Annotated in this window: 16 protein-coding genes and 1 pseudogene; 7 read left to right on the forward strand and 10 right to left on the reverse strand. The window is 73.2% G+C overall.

Going from position 1 to position 22,418, the window contains the following annotated elements; translation table 11 throughout:
- Positions 1-212 precede the first annotated feature (212 nt).
- The 4 genes from ACXN5W_RS27015 to ACXN5W_RS27030 form a co-directional block, all read right to left on the reverse strand.
- The gene (locus ACXN5W_RS27015) at positions 213-551 is read right to left on the reverse strand and encodes a P-II family nitrogen regulator (protein ID WP_473161228.1); all 339 of its coding nucleotides are present in this window, start codon (positions 549-551) and stop codon (positions 213-215) included.
- 25 nt (positions 552-576) lie between these two features.
- On the reverse strand, positions 577-2,001 hold the full coding sequence (locus ACXN5W_RS27020; RefSeq protein ID WP_473161205.1) for an ammonium transporter: 1,425 nt from the start codon (positions 1,999-2,001) through the stop codon (positions 577-579).
- Positions 2,002-2,298: 297 nt separating this feature from the next.
- Positions 2,299-3,534, reverse strand: a complete 1,236-nt coding sequence (locus ACXN5W_RS27025; protein WP_473161206.1) for an RNA polymerase sigma factor — start codon at positions 3,532-3,534, stop codon at positions 2,299-2,301.
- A complete protein-coding gene (locus tag ACXN5W_RS27030; protein ID WP_473161207.1) occupies positions 3,531-3,923 on the reverse strand; it encodes a YciI family protein in 393 nt (130 codons plus the stop codon). Before ACXN5W_RS27030 ends, ACXN5W_RS27025 begins: the two co-directional genes overlap by 4 nt.
- A gap of 160 nt (positions 3,924-4,083) precedes the next feature.
- On the opposite strand from ACXN5W_RS27030, the gene ACXN5W_RS27035 reads away from it, so the two are divergent.
- Entirely contained in the window at positions 4,084-4,605 is a 522-nt protein-coding gene (locus ACXN5W_RS27035) for a mycothiol transferase (protein ID WP_473161208.1), read from the forward strand.
- Positions 4,606-4,740: 135 nt separating this feature from the next.
- Here ACXN5W_RS27035 and ACXN5W_RS27040 read toward each other — a convergent pair whose 3' ends face one another.
- From ACXN5W_RS27040 to ftsY, 3 genes are all read right to left on the reverse strand, one after another.
- A complete protein-coding gene (locus ACXN5W_RS27040) occupies positions 4,741-6,039 on the reverse strand; it encodes an MFS transporter (protein ID WP_473161209.1) in 1,299 nt (432 codons plus the stop codon).
- A 56-nt stretch (positions 6,040-6,095) separates the two neighbouring features.
- Complete coding sequence (locus ACXN5W_RS27045) at positions 6,096-6,884, reverse strand: phosphotransferase (RefSeq protein WP_473161210.1); 789 nt, start codon at positions 6,882-6,884, stop codon at positions 6,096-6,098.
- A 77-nt stretch (positions 6,885-6,961) separates the two neighbouring features.
- The gene (gene ftsY, locus ACXN5W_RS27050; RefSeq protein ID WP_473161211.1) at positions 6,962-8,182 is read right to left on the reverse strand and encodes a signal recognition particle-docking protein FtsY; all 1,221 of its coding nucleotides are present in this window, start codon (positions 8,180-8,182) and stop codon (positions 6,962-6,964) included.
- 339 nt (positions 8,183-8,521) lie between these two features.
- Between ftsY and ACXN5W_RS27055 the strand changes: the two are divergent.
- The 4 genes and pseudogenes from ACXN5W_RS27055 to ACXN5W_RS27070 all read left to right on the forward strand — a co-directional run.
- Positions 8,522-10,306 (forward strand): annotated as a pseudogene (locus tag ACXN5W_RS27055) (alkaline phosphatase D family protein); the annotation flags it as partial.
- A 218-nt stretch (positions 10,307-10,524) separates the two neighbouring features.
- Positions 10,525-10,998: a MarR family winged helix-turn-helix transcriptional regulator gene (locus ACXN5W_RS27060; RefSeq protein WP_473161212.1), complete on the forward strand. Its 474-nt coding sequence runs from the start codon at positions 10,525-10,527 to the stop codon at positions 10,996-10,998.
- A gap of 309 nt (positions 10,999-11,307) precedes the next feature.
- On the forward strand, positions 11,308-11,802 hold the full coding sequence (locus ACXN5W_RS27065; RefSeq protein WP_473161213.1) for a universal stress protein: 495 nt from the start codon (positions 11,308-11,310) through the stop codon (positions 11,800-11,802).
- 65 nt (positions 11,803-11,867) lie between these two features.
- On the forward strand, positions 11,868-12,401 hold the full coding sequence (locus ACXN5W_RS27070) for a DinB family protein (protein ID WP_473161214.1): 534 nt from the start codon (positions 11,868-11,870) through the stop codon (positions 12,399-12,401).
- Positions 12,402-12,506: 105 nt separating this feature from the next.
- On the opposite strand, the gene smc is transcribed toward ACXN5W_RS27070, so the two are convergent.
- Together smc and ACXN5W_RS27080 are read right to left on the reverse strand one after the other, a co-directional pair.
- On the reverse strand, positions 12,507-16,088 hold the full coding sequence (gene smc / locus ACXN5W_RS27075) for a chromosome segregation protein SMC (RefSeq protein ID WP_473161215.1): 3,582 nt from the start codon (positions 16,086-16,088) through the stop codon (positions 12,507-12,509).
- 593 nt (positions 16,089-16,681) lie between these two features.
- Entirely contained in the window at positions 16,682-16,876 is a 195-nt protein-coding gene (locus tag ACXN5W_RS27080) for a hypothetical protein (RefSeq protein WP_473161216.1), read from the reverse strand.
- A 376-nt stretch (positions 16,877-17,252) separates the two neighbouring features.
- Between ACXN5W_RS27080 and ACXN5W_RS27085 the strand changes: the two genes are divergently transcribed.
- Positions 17,253-18,665 carry a CAP domain-containing protein gene (locus ACXN5W_RS27085; protein WP_473161217.1) on the forward strand — a complete coding sequence of 471 codons (1,413 nt, stop codon included), beginning with the start codon at positions 17,253-17,255 and terminating at the stop codon, positions 18,663-18,665.
- Positions 18,666-18,794: 129 nt separating this feature from the next.
- Positions 18,795-19,763, forward strand: a complete 969-nt coding sequence (locus ACXN5W_RS27090; protein ID WP_473161218.1) for an endo alpha-1,4 polygalactosaminidase — start codon at positions 18,795-18,797, stop codon at positions 19,761-19,763.
- A 420-nt stretch (positions 19,764-20,183) separates the two neighbouring features.
- Here ACXN5W_RS27090 and ACXN5W_RS27095 read toward each other — a convergent pair whose 3' ends face one another.
- Complete coding sequence (locus ACXN5W_RS27095) at positions 20,184-22,412, reverse strand: MMPL family transporter (protein WP_473161219.1); 2,229 nt, start codon at positions 22,410-22,412, stop codon at positions 20,184-20,186.
- Positions 22,413-22,418 lie beyond the last annotated feature (6 nt).

Consider the following 22,418-nt stretch of genomic DNA (forward strand, 5'->3'; position numbering starts at 1 on the left):
CCCCCCCCCCCCCCCCCCCCCCCCCCCCCTCCTCCCTCCCCCCCCCCCCCCCCCCTCCCCCCCCCCCCCCCCCCCCCCCCCCCCCCCCCCCCCCCCCCCCCCCCCCCCCCCCCCCGACGCTCCCGGCACCACCGCCGACCAAGGAGCGCGCGTCGGCCGAACCAGCCAGGGGTGACGCGCTCTCCTCGATCATCGGGAGCATCCGGGGCGTATCAGAGCGCGTCCAGGCCGCGCTCGCCGGTACGGACCCGGACCACGTCCTCGACGCCCGTGACCCAGACCTTGCCGTCGCCGATCTTGCCGGTCCGGGCCGCGCCCACCACCGCGTCGACGATCTTCTCGACCTCCATCTCGTCGGTGAGCACCTCGACGCGGATCTTCGGCAGGAACTCCACGGTGTACTCGGCGCCCCGGTACACCTCGGTGTGCCCCTTCTGCCGGCCGTAGCCCTGCACCTCGCTCACGGTCAGCCCGGCCACGCCGAGGGCGTGCAGGGCCTCCTTGACCGCGTCCAGCTGGTATGGCTTGATGACCGCGGTCACCAGCTTCATGTCCAACCCCTCCATTGCTCGAACGTTAGCCGCGGACCTTCTCGGCTACTCCGCTGGTGTCCTCCGCCGTCACGGCCGGCGTCGCGTTGTTGCCCGGCGTCGCGCCGGACCCGATGCCGGCGAGCGCGAACGCCCCGCTGGCGCTGCCACCGCCACCGGCGTTCGAAAGGTCGTAGCCGCTCTCCGCGTGCTCGGCCACGTCGATGCCGTCGACCTCGTCCTCGGCCGAGATCCGGAAGCCGATGGTCTTGGAGATCACCCAGCCGATGACCAGCGCCACCACGAACGACCACACCGTCACCGCGGCACTGGCCGCCGCCTGCCGGCCGAGCTGGGTCAGCCCGCCGCCGTAGAAGAGGCCGTCCGAGGCGCCGATCACGTCACCGATGGCGGAGTTCGCCGAGTTCGCGGCGAACAGGCCCAGCGACAGCGAGCCGATCCACCCGCCCACGAAGTGGACGCCGACCACGTCGAGCGAGTCGTCGAAGCCGAACCGGTACTTCAGTCCGACGGCGAACGCGCAGACCGCGCCGGCCACCAGGCCGAGCAGCACAGCGGCGTACGGTGCGATGAAACCGCAGGCCGGGGTGATGGCGACCAGGCCGGCCACCGCGCCCGAGGACGCGCCGACCAGGGTCGGCTTGCCGTTGCGCAGCCACTCCACCACGATCCAGCCGAGCAGCGCGGCGGCCGTAGCGACCTGGGTGTTGATGAAGGCCAGGCCGGTGACCGAGTCAACGGTCAGCTCGGATCCGGCGTTGAAACCGAACCAGCCGAACCAGAGCAGGCCGGCACCGAGCGCCACGAACGGAACGTTGTGTGGTTTGAAGCTGTCCTTCGGCCAGCCGATCCGCTTGCCGAGCACGATTGCCAGGGCCAGTGCCGCGGCACCGGCGTTGATGTGGACCGCCGTTCCACCGGCGAAGTCCAGCGCGTGCAGCTTGGAGAAGATCCAGCCGCCGCCCCAGATCCAGTGCGCCACCGGTACGTAGACGATCGTGAACCAGCCGAACGCGAACAGCAGCCAGCCGCTGAACTTCGCGCGGTCGGAGATCCCGCCGCTGATCAGCGCGACGGTGATCACCGCGAAGGTGAGCTGGAACGCCAGGAAGACGTACGTCGGAATGCCGATGCCGCTCGGGTTGTCGGTGGTGGCGCCCCACAGCTCGCTCGGAAACGTCTTCGTCCCCAGGTACTGGCTGAAGCTACCGATGATGTTGTTCGTACCCTCGCTTCCGTTGGTGCCGAATGCGAGCGAGAATCCGTAGATGAGCCAGAGCACCGAGATCAACCCGATGGTGCTGAAGCTCATCAGCATCATGTTGAGGACGCCCTTGACCCGGTTCAGTCCTCCGTAGAACATCGCCAGACCGGGCGTCATCAACAGGACTAGCGCAGTCGACACGAGCAGCCACGCGGTGTGGCCGGTATCGATCGTCGCCTCAGGCACGCTGGCCTCCTATCGGTAAAGGTCTCCTCCCAGGTCGGGGCAGCGCCGCCCGTCCGCGGGTTGGCGGAAGCCTTCCGGTGCCCTGTTTCGGGTTCGGTGTCCGCGATGTTTCGAACTAGTCACCGATTGTTTCCGGCCGGTGAAGTTCGCCGCCCGTTCAGCCGTCTGAGCAGCGCCATCCGCCGGACGAAGCGGAGCGGCCCGCCGTCCGGCGTCCGGGTCCGCACGTCCGGTGCGACGGACGTACCCGAAGGTCTCAGCCCGGCCCCGCCGGGACGGGCCCGCCGGCGCGTCAGCTCAGCCACCCAGCGCCCGGTCGTTGAGGTATCGCTGCTCGGGAACGCTGGTGGCCAGCCGGGCCGCCCGGGCGTACGCCGCCCGGGCCTGCTCCGGGTGCCCGGCCATCGCCAGCAGGTGGGCGTGTACGGCGTACAGCCGGTGACTGTGCCGCAGCCGTGGATCGGCCAGCAGCGGATCCAGCAGCGCCAACGCCTCCGCCGGGCCGCGGACGTGCGCGACCGCCACCGCGTGGTTGAGGGTGACCACCGGCCCCGGGGTGAGCGCGTGCAGCATGCCGTACAGCACGTCGATCTGCGCCCAGTCGGTGTCGGCCGCCCGGGGCGCCTCGGCGTGCACCGCGGCGATGGCCGCCTGCAACTGGTACGGACCGACCGGGCCGACTGGCAGCGCGGCCTCCACCAGGGCGACGCCTTCGGCGATGAGCGCGGGGTCCCAGCGTGAGCGGTCCTGCTCGGCCAGCGGCACCAGCGAGCCGTCCGCCCGGGTGCGGGCCGCCCGCCGGGCGTGGGTGAGCAGCATCAGCGCCAGCAGCCCGCTGACCTCGCCGGCCGTCGGCAGGTGCCGGTGCAGTTGGCGGGTCAGCCGGATCGCCTCGGCGGCCAGGGACGGGTCGGTCAGGACGGTCCCGGTGGTGGCCGTGTGGCCCTCGGTGAAGATCAGGTACAGCACCTGGGCCACGGCGGCGATCCGATCCGACAGTTGATCGGCCGAGGGCAGCCCGAACCGGGCCCCGACGCCCGCCAGCCGCGACTTGGCCCGGCTGATCCGCTGCGCCATGGTGGCCTCGGGCACCAGGAAGGCGCGGGCGATCTGGGCCGTGCCCAGCCCCGCGACGGCCCGCAGGGTCAGCGCCACCTGCGACGGACGGGTCAGCGCGGGATGGCAGCAGAGCAGCAGCAGGAGCAGCGTGTCGTCCCGGCCGCCGGTCCCGGCGGCGTCCGCGGCCGGGGCCAGCAGGTCCTCGGACGATGCCTGCCGGGCCACCGCCCACTCCCGGTTCGCCCGGGCACGCTCGGCGCGGCGCTGATCCACCAGCCGCCGGGAGGCGACCCGGATCAGCCACCCGCGCGGATTGTCGGGTACGCCCTCGGCCGGCCACTGCCGCGCGGCATCGATCAGCGCTTCCTGCGCCGCGTCCTCGGCGGCGTCGAAGTCGCCGTACCGGCGGACCAGCGCGGCGAGCACGTGTGGCGCGCAGTCCCGCCACACGTGCTCCAGACCGCTCGCGGTCACTGGTCGTCGCCACCGCCCCACATGACCGGGCGCAGCTCGATCGTCCCGCCGGGCTGGGCGAACCGGGCGGCGATCTGTTCGGCCCGTTGCCGCGTCTCGCAGTCCACGATGAAGAACCCGGCGAGCTGTTCCTTGCTCTCCGCGTACGGGCCGTCGGTGGCGAGGTGCCCCTCCGGGTTCCACCCGTACAGGGTGGCCGAGGCGGGATCGGCCAGCGCCTCGGCGGTGACGAACTCCCCCGACGCGGACAGTTCGGTCAGCAACTCCTCGAACTCCCGGTCGGCCCGCTCGTGGTACGCGGCGGGCTGGGACCGTCCCTCGCTGGTGAAGTGCGAGGTGGGGTGCCCCCACGGGGCGGGGTTGGCGTGGATCAGGATCACGTACTTCACGGCGAAGACCTCCGGTCGCGGCGGGCGGCACGGCGTGCCGCGCCCATCTGGTGGAGACGTCGGAGCCGTTGACCCGATCTCGACACCGGTCGCGGGTCGAAAATCCGCTTCCGGCTCCGACGTACCCGACAGCAGGCACGTCAGGCGATGAGGAGCCATCATGACCAACCGTCCCAACCCGATCGACACCCGCACCCTGCTCACCTGGCTCGCGGCGCAACAGCGGCGCGTGCTGGGCATCCTCGACGGCCTGGCCGAGGAGGATCTGCTGCGTCCGGTGCTGCCCTCCGGGTGGTCCTGCGCGGGAATGGTCCGGCACCTGACGGTCGGTACCACGTTCTGGTTCGCCGAGGTGATGGCCGGCCGACCCGTCGACCGCCGGGGCGAACCCGAGGACGACTTCACGGTGCCCGACGGGATGCCGGCGGCGGCCGTTCTCCACCGGTACCGGGAGCAGACCGGGGAGGTCGCCGCGCTGATCTCCGGGCTCTCCCTCGACACCCCGCCCGCGTGGTGGCCGGACGGCATGTTCGGCGACTGGCGGCTCGACGACCTGGCCGAGGTGCTGCTGCATGTCCTGGTGGAGACGACGTGCCACGCCGGGCACCTGGACGCCGCGCGGGAGTTGATCGACGGCCGGACCTGGGACCACGAGCGCGGACGGCTGACCGAGCCGGCGTGACCCCGGACCCGACGGACCGAGCCGACGCGACCTCGGAGATGGCTGACCGAGCCGGTGGACGGCCAGCGCGGGTGACCGGGCCGGCGGTGTACCACTCGGCCGACCGGGTCGGCCGTCCGGCGGGTGCCGCTCGGCTCAGCCGGGCGTCGAGGCCGTGGGGGTCTCCCGGGGAACCGTCGTGGCCGGCTCCCCGGGACGGGCCGCCCGCTCGTCGGCGTGGGCGATGCGGGTCATCTGGCGCCACAGCACCACCACGAAGATCGCCGACCCGACGAAGGCGAACCAGAACGGCGCGGTCACCCCGTAGCTGGTCGCCAGGACGCCGCCGATCGCCGAGCCGACGACCAGCCCGCCGAACGTACTGATCGTGTTGATGCTGTTGACCCGGCCCTGCAGGTGGGTGGGGACGGCCCGCTGCCGCACGGTGACCGAGGTGGTCCCCCAGGCGAACGCGTGGGCGCCGAACACGAAGAAGATCGCCGAGGCCAGCCACGGCCAGGTGGTGAGCGCCAGCGCGAGGTGGGTGAGCGTTTCGATGATCAGACCGGCCCGCATGATGTTGCCCAGGCTCACCCGCCGGGTCAACCAGCCGTACAGCGCGGTGCCGAGCAGGCCGCCGATCGCCGACATGGTGGTGAGCAGGCCGAACCCGACCGCCCCCAGGCCCAACCGCTGGTGGGCGTAGAGCACCAGGACCGACCAGGCCGCACCGTAGGTGAAATTGAAGATCAGGATGGTCAGGCAGAGGGTACGGACCGCCGGATGCCGGACCGTCCACCGGAAACCCTCGGCCAGTTCCCGCCGTACGCTCGACGCGCCGTCCCCGGTCTCGCGGCGATGCGGCCGGAGCGCGATCCTCGACACCAGCAGCACACCGGCCGCCGCGAGCACCGCCTCGGCGCCGAACGGCCACGCTCGGCCGGCGGCGAACAGGGCCGCGCCGACCGGCGGCCCGGCGAGCTGGTTGAGCGTGATGAACCCGGTCATCAACCGGGCGTTGGCGATCGCCAGGTCGTCCCGGCGCACCAGCATCGGCGCCAGGGTCGCCGAGGTGTTGTCCGCGAAGACCTCGGCGGTGGCCAGCAGGCCCAGCGCGAGCAGCGCCCCGGTCACCGAGGCGTGGCCGCTGACCAGCATGGCCGTGAGGGCCAGCAGCACCACCACCCGGATGCCGTCGGCCGCCATCACGATCCGCCGCCGGTCGAGCCGGTCGGACAGCACCCCGGCGTACAGGCCGAAGACCAGCGGCGGCGCCCAACGCAGCAGCGCGGCCAGGGACACCAGGAACGCGTTGTCGGTGAGCCGCGCCACCAGCAACGGTCCGGCCGCGATCGCGATGCCGTCACCCAGGTTCGTCGCCCAGGAGGAGGCGAGCAGCCAGCGGTAGCCGGTCCCCAACCGCCGTGGGACGACGGCCTCGACAATCCTGCTCACGAGGTCAGGACCCTACTGCGCCCCGCACGTCACGGCACCGCAATATCCAGCGCCCCTCACCGCAGGGCCCACTCCAGGGTGTGCCGCTCGTAGTCCAACAGCCGCAGGTCGCGCATCGGCCGACGCAGGTGGCCCTTGTGCACGATCCGGACGAACGCCGGGTCGCCGGCCGCGGCCATCCGGCGGATGCCCTCGACGTGGTCCACGATCCGCTTGCGCATCGTGCGTACCAACCGGTGCCGGTCCCGGGGGATCAGCCCGTACGCGTCGGCGAACAGCCGCAGCCGACGCGGCCGGTCCGGCCGCTTCCAGCCCAGCGTGTAGGAGTCCCGGTCGCTGAACAGCGGCACCCAGGTCCAGGCCGCGTACGCCACGTCGTAGATCCGGGCGCCCGGCGAGGCCAGGTCGAAGTCGATCAACGCGAGGGTGCCGTCCGGCCGCCAGATCACGTTGTGCGGCGCGGCGTCGTGATGGCAGATGACCTCGGTGTCCGGCGGCGGCGGCCCGAACGAGCGCCACACCGCGTTCGGCGGCGGGGCGAAGCCGTACTGCGCGTCGTGGAACATCCGCAGCATGGTCGCCACCGTGACCAGCGCCTCATCGGTCACCCAGTGCGGCTTGAGGGGATACTCACCGCACTCCCCCTCCAGGTACGACAGCACCTCCCGGTTGCGCTCGTCCATGCCCAGCGCCCGGGGCGAACCGGTGAAGCCGACGTACTCCAGATGCCGGAGCAGGGCGTGTACCGAGGGGGTCCACGGGCCGACATTGCGGCGGACGGTGTCACCGACCCGGACGACGGTGCTGACATTTCCGCCGTGCAGCGGGATCTCCTGCGCGGTCACGTACGGCCTCCCCAGGCGTGGCGCCCGGTCACCCGGTTCCTGCCAGGTCCCGGCACGCTGATCGCTGGCCACCGAGATTACGCGCCCGTGCCCAGCGGCTCGGTTCCGAGCAGCGCGTCGACGAACTGGGCGGGATCGAACGGCGCCAGGTCGTCCGGACCCTCGCCGAGCCCGACCAGCTTCACCGGAATTCCCAGTCGGCGCTGCACGGAGATCACGATGCCGCCCTTGGCCGTGCCGTCCAGCTTGGTGAGCACCACCCCGGTCACGTCGACCACCTCGGTGAAGACCCGGGCCTGTTCCAGCCCGTTCTGCCCGGTGGTGGCGTCCAGGATCAGCAGCGTCTCGTCGATCGGGCCGTGCTTCTCCACCACCCGCTTGACCTTGCCCAACTCGTCCATCAGACCGACCTTGTTCTGCAACCGGCCGGCCGTGTCGATCAGCACGGTGTCCACGCCGCTGTCGATGCCCCGGCGTACCGCGTCGAACGCCACGCTGGCCGGGTCGGCCCGCTCGGGGCCGCGGACCACCTCGGCGCCGACCCGACCGGCCCAGGTCGCGAGCTGGTCGGCCGCCGCCGCCCGGAAGGTGTCGGCGGCGCCCAGCACCACGGTACGGCCGTCCGCCACCAGCACCCGGGCGATCTTTCCGCAGGTGGTGGTCTTGCCCGCGCCGTTGACCCCGACCACCAGCACCACCCCGGGGGTGCCGTCGTGCGGGTTCGCCCGCAGCGACCGGTCCAGGCCCGGGTCGAGGGCGGTCACCAGTTCCTCCGCCAGCAGGGCGCGCAGCTCGGCGCCACTGCGGGTGCCGAGCACCCGGGTCCGCTCCCGCAGCCGGTCGACGATCTGGCGGGTCGCCTCCACCCCCACGTCGGCGGTGATCAGGCTGTCCTCGATCTCCTCCCAGGTGTCCTCGTCCAGCCGGTCCCGGGCGAGCAGGCCGAGCAGGCCACGCCCGAAGACGTTCTGCGAACGGGACAGCCGGTCGCGGAGCCGGACCAGCCGGCCGGCGGTCGGTTCGGGCCGCTCCAGCGCCGGCACCTCGACGGTCTCCGGCGCGGCGACCAGCGGCGGCTCGGTCTCCGGCGGGTAGAGCACCGGAGGTTCCTCGACGATGGTGCCGCTGCGGTCCGCCTCGGCCGCCTCGACCGGCGGCCCGGCCAGGTCCTCCCCGGTCCGGATGTCCGTCTCCGACTCCGGCAGCGGCGGGCGGCGCCGCAGCCTCGGAACCACCAGCCCGAGCGTGCCGAGCGCCAGCACGCCGAGCAGAACCAGGGCAAAGACGAGGTATTCCATGCCCGGAATCCTGACAGATGCCCGCCGTCACGTCCCAACTGGCGCACCCGACGTAAGGAAGGGCCCCCTGTTGTCGCTTCTTGTATAGGAAGGGCCCCTTCCTAACCTGGCAGGTCCCGGGCGCCCGAGCCGGCACAGTGCCGCGCGTCCTACCCGGCAGGGTGGCGGGCGTCCGACCCGGCGCGGTCAGGCCGCAACCCGGCAGGTCCCGGGCCTGATCCGCCCGGACGCACGCGGGTAGCCTTGCCAGCCAGCGTCATCCGGACCGGCTCTCACCGATCGCGGAGGTTCCGATATGCCGTACGTCCATCGCCGTCGCACCGCGCGCCGCCGGCTGCCGTGACACCGGAACTGCTGGTCGGGCCGGTGCTGCGGCGGGTGGTCGACAGCCGGGCCACCATCTGGGTGGAAACCGGCGCGCCCGCGACCGTCCGGATCGGCACCCCGGTCGGTGCCGGCGGTACGGCCGACACCTTCACCGCGTACGACCACCACTACGCGATCGTGGTGGTCGACGGGCTGACGCCGGACAGCTCCACCCCGTACGAGGTGTTCCTGGACGAGCGACGGGTCTGGCCGCAGCCGGGCTCGGACCAGCCGCCGAGCGTGCTGCGGACCCGGGCCGCCGACGACGCGACCCAGCCGGTCCGGCTGATCTTCGGCTCGTGCCGGGAGACCACCCAGCACGCCACCACCCGCCGGCTGCCGCCGGACGCACTGGACGCCTACGCCCGCCGGATGATGGCCGGGCAGGGCGAGCCGCCGGACCTGCTGGTCCTGCTCGGTGACCAGGTGTACGCCGACGAGACGTCGCCACGGATCCGCCGGCTGCTGCGCCGCCGCCGGCGCCGGCCCCGTGGCGCCCCCGCCGACCAGGTGGTCACCTTCGACGAGTACACGAAGCTGTACCTCGAATCGTGGCGCGACCCGGAGATCCGCTGGCTGCTGTCCACCGTGCCGAGCGTCATGATCTTCGACGACCACGAGATCATCGACGACTGGAACACCTCCGCCGCGTGGCGACGCGACATGCGAGGGCAGCCCTGGTGGGGTGAGCGGATCACCGCCGGGCTCGCCTCGTACTGGGTCTACCAGCACCTGGGCAACCTGCATCCGGACGAGATCGCCACCGATCCGGTGTACGCGGCGGTCCGGGCCCACCCGGACGGCACGGCCGCGCTGCGGGAATTCGCGGCCCGGGTGGACGCCGAGGCCGACGAGCCGGCCAGCGAGCGGCCCCGGGAGTACCAGTGGAGCTACGCCCTGGACATCGGCCGTACCCGGCTGGTCATGCTGGACAACCGGTGCAGCCGGGTACTCGACCCCGCCCACCGGGCCATGCTGCCACCCGCCGAGTGGGGCTGGTTCCTGGACCGGGCCCACGGCTCGTACGACCACCTCGTGGTGGGCGCCTCGCTGCCCTGGCTGATGCCGCCCGGCATCCACCATCTGGAGGCGTGGAACGAGCGGCTGGCCGCCGCCGACCAGACCTGGGTGGGTCGGCTGTCCGAGCGGGTACGCCGGACCCTGGATCTGGAGCACTGGGCGGCCTTCAACCGCTCCTTCACCGGCCTGGCCGAACTGTTCGCCCGGATCGGTGGCGGCGACCCGAGCCGGCGGGGGGACCGGGTCGGCGCCGGACCGGCGTACCCGCCACCGGCGACGATCAGCGTGCTCTCCGGCGACGTACACCACTCGTACGTGGCCCGGGCGCTGTTCCCGGCGGACGTGGTGACGCCGGTACACCAGCTGACCTGCTCACCCATCCACAACCAGGTGCCCGCCGCGATGCGCCCGCTGATGCGGCTCGGCTGGTGGCGCGGCCCCGCCCACGCCGTCCGGGCGATGGCGGCGGCGGCCGGCGTACCGCGGTCGCCCATCCGCTGGCGCCGGGCCGCCGGCCCGTACTTCGGCAACGCGGTCACCACGCTGCGGCACAACGGGGACGCCGCCGAGGTCTGGATCGAGGGAACCACCAAGGACGGCACGTTGCGGACGGTCGCCGCCGTCCCACTGCGGACGCAACCCCGACCCGGTCATCCGGCTCCCGGAGCCGGTGATCCGGCGGCCACCGGCGCCGGCACCATCCCGGCCGCACGCGGCAGCGGCACCACCCCGGCCGCCACTCGGACCAACCCGGACCACGGCACCACCGAACCGGCGACCGCGACCAACGGCGCCACCCCGGTCACCGCCGGTCGTACCGCGTCGCCCGTCGATCGCTCGACCCGGACCTCGGGTGCGGACGCCGTCGGAGGCGTGCCGTCCGCAGACGGTGCCCCGCCGGCGGTCGCGCCGGCTGGTGGCGGGACCATGGAACCGGACGGGTCGGACAGCCGGCCATGAAACAGGCCCGGCGGACGGGGGATCTGGTGTACGACGAGGGCACCGCGGCGGACAGCCTGCGGGCGGTGGAGGACGAACTGACCCTGCTGCTGCGCCGCACCCGGACCGTGCCCTGGGACGTGGCCCGGGAGGTGCAGGCCGACCTCGAGCCGAACGCGTACGGCCTGCTGCTCTGGCTGCGACGCACCGGCCGGGTCCGGTTGACCGACCTGGCCGTGCGACTCGGGCTGAGCAAGGGCACGCTGAGCCGGCAGATCACCAGCCTGGAACGACTCGGCCTGGTCCGGCGCATCCCCGACCCCAATGACGGCCGGGCGGCCCTGCTTGAGCTGACCGCCGACGGTCAGCGCCGGTTCGACGAGGCCCGGGCGGCCCGGATGGGCCAGTTGCGGCGCAGCCTGGAGAACTGGCACCCCACCGACCTGGCCGAGTTCGCCCGGCTGCTCCACCAGTTCAACCGGGGCGGCTGACAACCCCGCTGGAAAGGAAGGGCCCCCTCTTATCGCTTTTTGTATAGGAGGGGGCCCTTCCTAACGGTCCCGGGTCGGCCGGCCGGCCGGTCGTCGGGCGGCCGGTCCTCGGGCGGCCAGTCCTCGGGAGGCCGGTCGTCGGCCGGTCGTCGGGCCGGGGTGGCCCGGGCGCGGCGCGGGGCGTCAACCCCGTCACCTGCCGAATTGCCCCAGCCGGCGTACCGTTGCTTTGGGCAACGAGACCGCTCAAGGCAACGAGAACCAGGACCGCCCGGGCCGACGTCGCTCCGGGCCCGACGGCAGGTGAAGATGAGCACGCAGCCGGTCGATCACGAGGAGTACGGGCCAACCGCCGAGCGGGTGCCGTTCGAGCGCGGCACCGACGGTCCCCGGGTGGTGATGGTGGGCGTGGACGGCAGCCGCACGTCCCTGCGGGCGGCCGCGTACGCCGCCGGGCTGGCCCGCCGGCAGCGGTCCCGGCTGGTGGTGGTCTACGTGGCCGCGCCGATCGGGCTGTCCGCGCTGGCCGCCGGACTGGTCGCGGACGCCGTCCAGGAGACCCATGACGAGCTGACCGCGGAGCTGCGCCGGGAGTGCCGGCGTGGCGCCGACGAACTCGGGGTGCCGATCACGCTGCTGTCCCGCCGCGGTGACCCGTACCTCGAACTCCGGGCGGCGGCCGACGAGTTACGGGCGGACCTCGTGGTGGTGGGGTCGTCCGAACGGGCCGGGCACCGGCTGGTCGGCTCCATCGCCAACCGCCTGGTCCGGTGCGGGCGCTGGCCCGTCGTGGTCGTGCCCTGAGCGCCGCCGGCGGCTGACCCGGGGTCGGGGTGGCGACCTCCGCCGGTACGGACGATCATGCTCGGATGACCTGGACAGCGCCCGAAATCACCCGCATCGACGAACCGTACGTCGCCGACGAGCGGACGATGCTCGACGGCTGGCTCGACTACCACCGGCAGACCCTGTTGCTCAAGTGCGCCGGGTTGACCGCCGAACAACTCAGGAAGGCCAGCGCCGAACCGTCCGAGCTGACCCTGCTCGGCCTGGTCCGGCACATGGCCGAGGTGGAACGCTGGTGGTTTCGGCGCTGGGCCGCCGGGATGGAGATTGGACGCATCTACATCACGCGGGAGAACCCGGACGCCGACCTCACCGACGTCGCCGACGCGGACGCCGAGGCCGACTTCGCGATCTTCACGGCCGAGGTCGAGGCCGCCCGGGCCGCCATGCTGGGTCGGTCGCTGGACGAGACGTTCCGCCGGCCCCGGCGGGACGGCAGCGGCGTGGACGAGATCAGCGTCCGCTGGGTCTACACGCACATGATCGAGGAGTACGCCCGACACAACGGGCACGCCGACCTGCTGCGGGAACGCATCGACGGACGCACCGGCAGCTGACCGGACGTCAGGCACCGAGCACCGAGCACCGAGCACCGAGCACCGAGGAGGTTAAGAAGGGGCCCTTCCTATACAGAAAGCGATAACAAGGTGCCCTTCCTTTCGTCACGCCTCTTCGGCGGTGTTGATGCGTTGGCTGATCACCTGGGTTACGCCGTTGCGCATGGTGACGCCGTACAGCGCGTCGGCGATCTCCATCGTCCGCTTCTGGTGGGTGATGATGATCAGCTGGCTCTTCTCCTGGAGCTGCGCCATCAGCGTGATCAGTCGGCCGAGGTTGACGTCGTCGAGCGCGGCCTCCACCTCGTCCATGATGTAGAACGGGCTGGGCCGGGCCCGGAAGATCGCCACCAGCATCGCGACGGCGGTCAGTGAGCGCTCCCCGCCGGACAGCAGGGACAGTCGTTTGATCTTCTTGCCCGGCGGCCGGGCCTCCACCTCGACACCGGTGGTGAGCAGGTCCTCCGGGTCGGTGAGCACCAGCCGTCCCTCGCCACCGGGGAACAGCACGGTGAAGACCTGCTCGAACTCCCGGGCGGTGTCCGCGTACGCGCTGGCGAAGACCTCCAGGATCCGGTCGTCCACGTCCTTGACCACGGTGAGCAGGTCCCGCCGGGTGGCCTTGAGGTCCTCAAGCTGCTCGGAGAGGAACTTGAACCGTTCCTCCAGCGCCGCGAACTCCTCCAGGGCCAGCGGGTTGACCTTGCCGAGCAGCGCCAGCTCCCGTTCCGCCTTGGCGGCCCGTTTCTCCTGCATGGCCCGCTCGAACGGCACCGGCTCGGGGACCGGCACGCCGTCCCGCTCGGCCGCCGCCACGTCGGCCTCGGTCGGTGGTACGGGTTGTCCCGGGCCGTACTCGGCGAGCAGGGTCTCCACGTCCAACGCGAAGTCCTCGGCCGCCTTGGCCTCCAACTGCTCGATCCGCAGCCGCTGCTCGGCGCGGGCCACCTCGTCCCGGTGTACGGCGCTGGTCAACCGCTCCAGGTCGGCGCCCAACCGCTTCGCCGCGCCGCGTACCTCCTGAAGTTCCGCCTCGCGTCCGGACCGGGCCGCCGCCAGCTCGTCCCGGGTCCGCTCGGCGTCGGCGAGCGAGACGGCCAGCCGGGTCAGCGCCTCCCGGGCGCCGTTCTCCACGGCTCGCGCGATGGCCGCGCCCCGGGCCCGGGCCGCGCGGCGGGCCGCCGCCCGCTCCCGGGCGGCCCGTTCGGCCGCCGCCTGCCGCAGCAGCGAGTCGGCCCGGCCGGCGATGGCCGACACCCGTTCCTCGGCGGTACGCACCGCCAGCCGTACCTCCAGCTCGTTCTGCCGGGCCGGCGGCAGGTACGCGGCCAGTTCGTCGCGCTCCTGCGTGGAAGGCTCGGCGTCCACCGGGGTGGCCTCGGCGAGCCGCAACCGCTCGGCCAGTTCGTCGAGGCCGGCCAGGTCCCGCTCCCGGGCCTGCTCGGCGCGTTCCAGCGAGGCCCCCAGCCGTTCGGTCTCGGCGGCGGCCGACCGGGCCGCGGCGCCCAGCTCGGCGAGCCGGCGCGCGGCCGCGTTGCGCTGACCCTCGGCCTCCCGCCGGACGGCGGCCGCGGCGGCCACCTCGTCCTTGCGGGCCGCCACCTCGGCGCGGGCCTCGGCGAGCTGGTCCCGCAGCTGCGCCATGGTCTCCTCAGCCGTCGTGCGGCGGGCCCGGGCCTCCTCGACCGCCGCCTGCACCTCGATGAAGCTCGGCGCCTTGGCCGATCCGCCGGCCGCCGCGTAGGCGCCGACCACGTCGCCCTCCGGGGTGACGGCCCGCAGCTCGGGGTGCGCCGCCGCCAGCGCCGTCGCACCGGCCAGATCATCGACGAGTACGACGTCCCGCAGCGCGCGGTGCACCGCCGGCCGGATCTGCTCGGAACACTCGACGAGGTCCGGTGCCCAGCGGGCCCCGGCCGGCAGCTCGGGCCGCAGCGCGTCGAGCGAACCGACCATGCCGGGTCCGGCCTCGCCGGCCACCAGCAGGCTGGCCCGCCCGGCGTCGGAGATCTTCAGCAGCCGCATGGCCTCGGCGGCCTCGTCCACGCCGGAGACCGCCACGGCGTCGGCCAGCGCGCCGAGCGCCGCGGCCAGCGCTGCCTCGTGGCCGGGGGCCACGGTCAACAGCCCGGCCAGCCCACCCAGCAGGCCGGGCACCTCGGCGCCCCGGGCCAGCAGGGCACCCGCCCCGTCGGCCCGGCGCAACCCCATGGCCAGCGCCTCCTCCCGGGCCTTCCAGGTGGCGGCGTCCTTCTCGGCGGCCCGCTCGGCGTCCGACAGCGACCGTACGTGCGCGGTGGCCCGCTCGTGCGCGGTCTGCGCCTCGGCGTGCCGGGCGTCCAGGTCCGCGTTGTCCCGGTCCGCCTCGGACGACTCGGCGGCCACCGTGTCCAGCTCGGCCTTGGCCTGGGTGGCCCGGGCCTGCGCGTCGGTGTGCGCGGTGCGGAGTCGTTCGATCTCCTCGGCCGCCGAGGAGGTCCGGGCCCGGGCCGAGTTGACCTGGCCGGTGAGCCGGGCCAGCCCTTCGCGCCGGTCGGCGATGGCCTTGGCCGCGGTGACGAGTTCCCGTTCGGCGGCGGCGAGCTGCCGTTCCAGGTCCTGCCGGCGCTCCACCGCCTCGGCGAGCCGCACCTGGTCGTCGGTGAGCGCCGCCCGCAGCTCCTCCTCCTGCTCGCGGACCCGCTCGGCCTCGGCTGCGAGCTGGTCGGGGTCCCGGCCGGGCCGCTCGTCGTCCGGCGTGGCGTTCATGTGCCGCAGCCGTTCCCGGGCGAGCTGCTCGGTGGACCGGAACCGCTCCTGGAGAGCGGCCAGCTTGTACCAGGTGTCCTGCGCGGCGGCCACCAGTGGGGCGTCCTCGGCCAGCGCCGCCTCCAGCTCGGCCAGCCGGTGCTGGACCTCGGTGTGTTCGGCCTCGACCCGCTCGCGCCGCTCCCGCAGGGCGGTCTCGTCGGCGATCTCCTTGTCGAGGGTGGTACGCAGGGTGTGCAGGTCGTCGGCGAGCAGCCGGAGCCGGGCATCCCGCAGGTTGGCCTGGATGACGGCGGCCCGGCGGGCCACCTCCGCCTGCCGGCCCAACGGCTTGAGCTGCCGGCGCAACTCGGCGGTCAGGTCGGTCAGCCGGTTGAGGTTGGTCTGCATCGCGTCGAGCTTGCGGAGCGCCTTCTCCTTGCGCTTGCGGTGCTTGAGGACGCCCGCGGCCTCCTCGATGAACGCGCGCCGATCCTCGGGCTTGGCGTGCAGCACCGCGTCGAGCTGGCCCTGACCCACGATGACGTGCATCTCCCGGCCGATGCCGGAGTCGGAGAGCAGTTCCTGGATGTCGAGCAACCGGCAGGAGCTGCCGTTGATCTCGTACTCGCTCTCGCCGGACCGGAACATCCGCCGGGTGATCGACACCTCGGTGTAGTCGATCGGCAGCGCGCCGTCGCTGTTGTCGATGGTGAGGGTGACCTCGGCGCGACCCAGCGGTGCCCGTCCGGCGGTGCCGGCGAAGATCACGTCTTCCATCTTGCCGCCGCGCAGCGCCTTGGCACTGTGCTCGCCGAGCACCCAGGCGATCGCGTCGACGACGTTGGACTTGCCCGAACCGTTCGGGCCCACCACGCAGGTGATTCCCGGCTCCAGCTTCAACGTGGTCGCCGAGGCGAAGGACTTGAAGCCCCGCACCGTCAGGGTCTTGAGATACACGTTTCCGATCCTCGTCGCCAGGCGGTCCGGCCGGACCGGCTCGCCGCACCGCGATCCGGGTGGACCACGATCCGGGTGGACCACGATCCGGGTGGACCACGATCCGGATGGACCACCGCCCACCGGCCGGCGCCACCCGGCGTTGTCCGCGCCGCGGTTGTCTCGACAGCGCCCTCGGTATTCCGGGCAGCCTAACCCGGGACCTTCCCGCCCACCGACCAGCGGCACGCCACGGCACCTCGCGCCGATCTTGCCAGATCAGCCCGCCTTCGGCCCGAAGGTGCCGCCCCGCGCGAGGCCGACCCCCGAGCGCGTCCGCGCCCCGCCGGTCCGGAGTGGCCCGGGGCCGGAGTGGCCCGGGGCCGGAGTGGCCCGCCGGGCCGCCGCAGCACGCCCCCACCCCGGCGCCGCCCTCACCACCCCGCCGGCACTCCCACCCGGCTACGCCGCCCCTCACCACCCGGCTACGCCGGCACTCTCCGCCCGGGCACTCCACCGGCACACAAAACTGCGCGCCGCCACTTCGTGGTCGGCGCGCTGGTTGTGTATTCAGTTGTCCGGTCCCGGAGGGCCACCGCTGACGCGGCGACGGCTCAGGTCAGGGCTGGCTCGGTCAGCCGGAGCAGTTCATCCGCCTCGGCCTGTGCGGCGGCGAGTCGATCATTGTCGGCTCGCAACCGGGTGATCTCGAACTCCAGCGCCTGCACTCTGGCACGCAACCGGGTGACCTCGTCGAGCAGACGCCGGTCGGGCGCCGCACCCACGTGGCCGTAAAGGGCCTTCGCCATCTCGTCTCCTTTGATGCGCTGCCGGAAAGGCCGGCCAACGCGCGCCACATCGTCCGCGACTGTCCGCCCCAAGGCTCACGCGGGCACGATTGGGCGCGACTGGCGACACCTCTATATTGGTGCCGCATCCCCGCTTCGTCAAGCTGTCGACGCGCGGATCACTGCCGTGTCAACCGGCCCGACCCGGCCGATCGCCGCAAGACTCGGACGGGATCAGTGTCCGGACACTGGGAATTGTAGTACGAGCGGCGCCATCCATCGGCCATCACCCATCTTTTTGGCCGCCTTATCTCTTCCTTAGCCAGATTGCCGACGCCGCGGTCAGGTCGTAGCGTCCGCACCGGCCGAGCGTGAACGCGAGCAGGAGGAGCGACCCGTGGACGGGTGGAACGACCCGATCGACCCTGACCGGGGTCACCGACGATCGGCGGACCAGCCGGACCGGGCCCCGTGGTTCGACGCGGTGCGCCACTCGCCCGACCCGGTGGACGGGTACCCCTACCAGGAGCCACGGCACCGCCACGCCGAGACCGACCCGTACCAGCCGCGTGACGAGGACCGGTGGCCCGCCGCTTTCCCGGCGGTCGACCGGTACGCCTCCTCCGGTTGGCCGGACGTACCCGGATCCGACCCGGACGGGCAGACATCGGTCCACCGGATGCCCACCGCTCCGGTCGGGTACGACGGCGACCCCTACGGCCACAACCGGGAGTACGGTCGGCCCGTCTCCCCCGCCGGGCGACACGCCGGCGACCGCGAGAGCGCGGCCGCAGGCACCGGCTGGTACGCCACAGGCGCCCGCGACACCGACCGGTACGCCTCCGGCACGGCGTCGTACGCCCCCGGTCCCGGCCGGGACAACACCAGCTGGTCCCGCGCCGGCCAGGGTGACGCCGGCTGGCCCGGCCCAGGACACGACGGTGCCGGCCGGACCGACGCCGGCTGGCCCAGCACAGGACAAATCGGTGCCGGTCGGGACGACGCCGGCTGGCCCGGCGCGGGCCGGGACGTCGCCGGCCACCAGTCGGAGCGCCCGCGCCGGATGCGCCGCCCGGTGCTGCTGGCCGGTGCCGCCGCCACCGCCACGCTCGCCGTGATGGTCGGCGTGGGCGCGATGACGCTGCGGTCGGGCCCGGACCAGGACGCCCGGACCACCGCCGCGACGGACGGCGGGACAACCTCGACCGACGGTACGGACCTGTCCGGAGAGCCGGCGCCGCCCTCCACCGACCCGGCGACGGCCAGCGCGGGTGCCGGGCCGGCCCCGGCCACCTCACCCAGCCCCAGGCGCGTCGCGCCCGCGCCGACCCGCCGGGCCACGTCCGCGCCGCAGCGGGCCGATCGCGGCACGACCCGGTCGGGTTCGAGCACGGGCTCCCGGCCCGGCGTCACCGCCACCGGTCCGGCGACCAGCCAGGAGCAGCAGGTGATCGACCTGGTCAACGCCGAACGCGCGAAGGCCGGCTGCGGGAACGTCGCCGCCGATCCGGCGCTGATGACCGCCGCCCGGCTGCACAGCCAGGACCAGGCGGCACACAACAAGATGTCGCACGACGGGAGCGACGGCAGCACGTTCGACCAGCGGATCACCCGGGCCGGTTACTCGGGCCGCACGATGGGCGAGAACGTCGCGTACGGGTATCCCACCCCGGCGGCCGTGATGGACGGCTGGATGAACAGCCCCGGGCACCGGGCGAACATCCTGAACTGTTCATTCCACGACATCGGGGTGGGTGTGGCCAAGGGATCAGACGGCCGGCTGTACTGGACGCAGGACTTCGGCGGCTGACCCGGCCAGCGTCCGAGCGATCGCCGCGGCCCGGCGGGCGTTGCCTCGGCGGGTCGGCGTCGTTGTCCCGGACGACGGTGGCCGTCGTCCGGTCACCGGGTACCGACCACCACGGCCCGGGAGCCGCCGATGGCGCGCCGTCCACTCGCCGCCCTCGCCGTGGTGACGCTGCTGCCGCTGGCCGGCTGCGGATCCGGCGCCGGGCCCGCGCCCCGACCGTGGCCGACCCGCGCGGCGTTGACCTGGCAGTGGCAGCTCACGGGGGAACCGGACAGCGCGATGCCGGCCCAGGTCTTCGTGTTCGACCCGTTCACCACCACCGCCGAGGTCACCCGGCGACTGGCGCCGCGCCGGCTCCTCGCCCCGTACCGCCGGCTGGTCTGTTACCTCGACGCCGGCCGGTACGAGTTGGACCGTCCCGACGCGGAGCGCTTTCCGCCCGAGGTGCTCGGCACCGCCGTACCGGCCGAACCTCGGGCGGCCCGGGGCGGCGCCAGCGCGCGTTGGTTGGACGTGCGCCGCTGGGACCTGCTGCGACCGATCCTCGCCGACCGGCTCCGGCTCTGCCTGAGCAAGCGGTTCGACGCGGTGGCCTTCGCGGGAACGGACGGCTACCGGTACGACACCGGCTTCCCGCTCGGTCCCGTCGACCAACTCGACTTCGATCGCCGGCTGGCCAGGCTGGCCCACTCGGTGAGCATGTCCGCCGGCCTGGTGGGCGACCTCCCGCAGGTGGCGGAGCTGGTGCCCGAGTACGACTTCGCGCTCGACGCCGAATGCGTGCGGTTCGCCGAATGCGATCTGCTGACGCCCTTCGTCGAGGCGGGCAAACCGGTGCTGCACGTCGAGTACGCGGAGACCGAGGGTGATTTCTGCGCGGTCACCGCGCCGCTCGGCTTCGCCTCCATGCGCAAGAACCGCGAGCTGGACGCCTGGCGTGAGCCCTGCCCGGTCCGGCCGCCCCTCGACCCGACGCCCTCCGACCCCACGCCTTCCGACCCCACGCTCTCCGAACCGGCGCCCTCAGACCTGGCGTCCTCAGACCCGGCACTCTCCGAACCGGCGCCCTCAGAGCCGGTGCCGGAGCGGGCTGGATGACCGTACCGGGATGACGACCGGACCCGAGGCGGCGCCGGGCCGGACGGTGACCGTACCCGGGACAGCCACCGATCCCAGGCAGCGGCCGGACCCGGGACAGCGACCGGCCGCGGCCGGCAGGCATGCCGGGGCCGGGTGCCGCCCCGCACCCGGCCCCGGTCGCGCCCGCCACCCCCACGGGACGGACACGATCCCCCCACCGCACCCGCCACCCCCACGGGACGGACGCGATCCCCCCACCGCGCCCGCCACCCCCACGGGACGGACACGATCCCCCCACCGCGCCCGCCACCCCCACGGAACGGACACGATCCCCCCACCGCCGAACCGGGTCCGCCACCCCCGTGGGCGGACCCGGTCCCCGGCGGCCCGCGACGGTCGTCCATCCTCATCGGACGGCCGGCGCGCGGTCGGACGCCGTCAGCGGACGCCGACCAGCTCCGGTTCGGGCGCCGGCGGGACACTCGGCGAGTCCGGCACGCGCGCCGCGCGCCCGCGCAGGAAGCGCGGGGCCCACCAGTTCGCCCTGCCGAGCAGGGTCATCAGCGACGGCAGGACCACTGCCCGGATGATCGTGGCGTCGAGCAGGATCGCGGCGGCCAGCCCGAATCCGAGCTGCTTCATGTCGATCGTGCTCAGCGTCGCGAAGATCGAGAACACCCCGACCATCACGATCGCCGCGCTGCTCACCACGCCGGCCGAACTGGTGATGCCGTGCGCCACCGCCGCCCGGGTCGGCACGCCCCGCAGCACCGCCTCGCGGATCCGGCTGACCACGAACACGTGGTAGTCCATCGACAGTCCGAACAGCACCACGAACAGGAACAGCGGCAGCCAGGTGACGATCGCGCCCATCGAGGTGAACCCGAGCAGACCCTCGGCCCAGTGACCCTGGAAGACCAGCGTCAGCAGCCCGTACGCGGCGCCGGCCGACAGCAGGTTGAGCAGGATCGAGGTCAGCGCCACCACCACCGACCGGAAGGTCAGCGTCATCACCAGGAACGTCAGTACCAGCACGAAGGCCATCACCACCGGCAGCTTGGCCCGGATGTGCGCGGCGTAGTCCACGCTGCCCGCGATGTCACCCCCGACGGCGTACTCGACGTGCGGCAGGGTGCCGACGGTCCCCGGTACGAACCGGTCCCGCAGTTCGTCGAGCGACCGTTTGGCCTCGTCGGTCCGGCTGGAGTACGGGGTGGCCACCTGAAGCACCGACACGGTCCGGTCGGCCGAGACCTCGATCTTCGGCCCGCCCTGCTCGATCGGCGCGAACAACGGATCGGCCGCGGCCCGTCGGGCCAGGTCGGTCAGCGCCGCCCGGACCTGATCGGCCTCGGCGGCCGGCGCCCGGACCGCGACCGTGTGGCTGGTGCCGTTGCTCGGGAACGCGGCGGTGAGCCGGTCGTACGCCACCATCACCGACGTCGTCCGCGGCAGATCCTCGGGGCCGGGGAACTTGAGCTTCATGCCGAGCGCGGGTACGGCCAGCGCCAGCAGCAGACCGACCGAGATCACCAGGGTGACCAGCGGGGACCGCAGGGCGGGACGCAGCACCGCGGGCCAGAACCGGGGTGCCGTCGGACGCCCGTCGGCGCCCCGGCGCGACGCGGTCAGCCGCCACAGCAGGGGAATCCTCGGCCGGTCCACCCAGCGGCCCAGCTTGGCCAGCAACGCCGGCAGCACGGTGAGCGAACCGATGACGGCGACCGCCACCACCAGGATTGACCCCACGGCCAGCGAGGAGAAGACCACGTCACCGGCGAGGAACAACCCGGCCATCGCGATGATCACCGCGATGCCGGAGACCACGACGGCGTGCCCGGACGTCTCGGCGGCGATCTCCACCGCGTCGAGTCCGGCGCGACCCTTCGCCCGCTCCTCCCGTTCCCGCCGCACGTAGAACAGCGAGTAGTCGACCCCGACGGCCATGCCGATCAGCAGGATCACGCTGGCCGTGGTGTCGGTGGCCGGGACGAGGTGCGAGGCCAGGGTGGACAGTCCCATGGCCGCGGCCACCGAGGAGAGGGCCAGCAGCACCGGTACGCCGGCGGCGATCAACGCGCCGAACGCGACCAGCAGGATGGCCAGGGTCACCGGCAGGCTCAGCAGTTCCGCCCGTTTGAAGTCCTTGCCGAGCGTGTCGTCCAGGGCCTGGCCGATCGACGCCCCGCCGACCTGCTCCACCCGTACCTCCGGGTGGGCGCCCTGCACCGCCGCGGTGGCGTCCAGCAACGGTCGTACCCGGTCCTCGGCGTTCTCCGGGTCCCCGCTGAGGGTCACCGGCACCAGCAGCGCGGTGCCGTCCCGGGCCGGTACCGGCGCGCCGACCGAGGCGACGCCGGTGGTCGCCCGGAGCCGGTCGGTGGCGTCGGTGGCCGCGGACCGGGCCGCGGCCTGGTCGAGGCTGCCGTCCCGGGACGTGATCAGGACGTTCTCCACGGCCGGGTCGCTGAACCTGCCGTCCGAGACGATGATGTTGGCCCGGCCGGCCTCCCCGATCGCCTGGTCCCGATCCGTGGCCTCGGTCAGGCCCGCGGCGTTGCCCCCGACGAAGCAGACCGCCACGAAAACGATCCACATGGCGACGGCCCGCCACGGATGCTCGGCACTCCACCGGGCCAACCGGACGGTCACTGGTCTCTTGCCCATCGCGGG

Source organism: Plantactinospora sp. A48, from assembly GCF_055793945.1.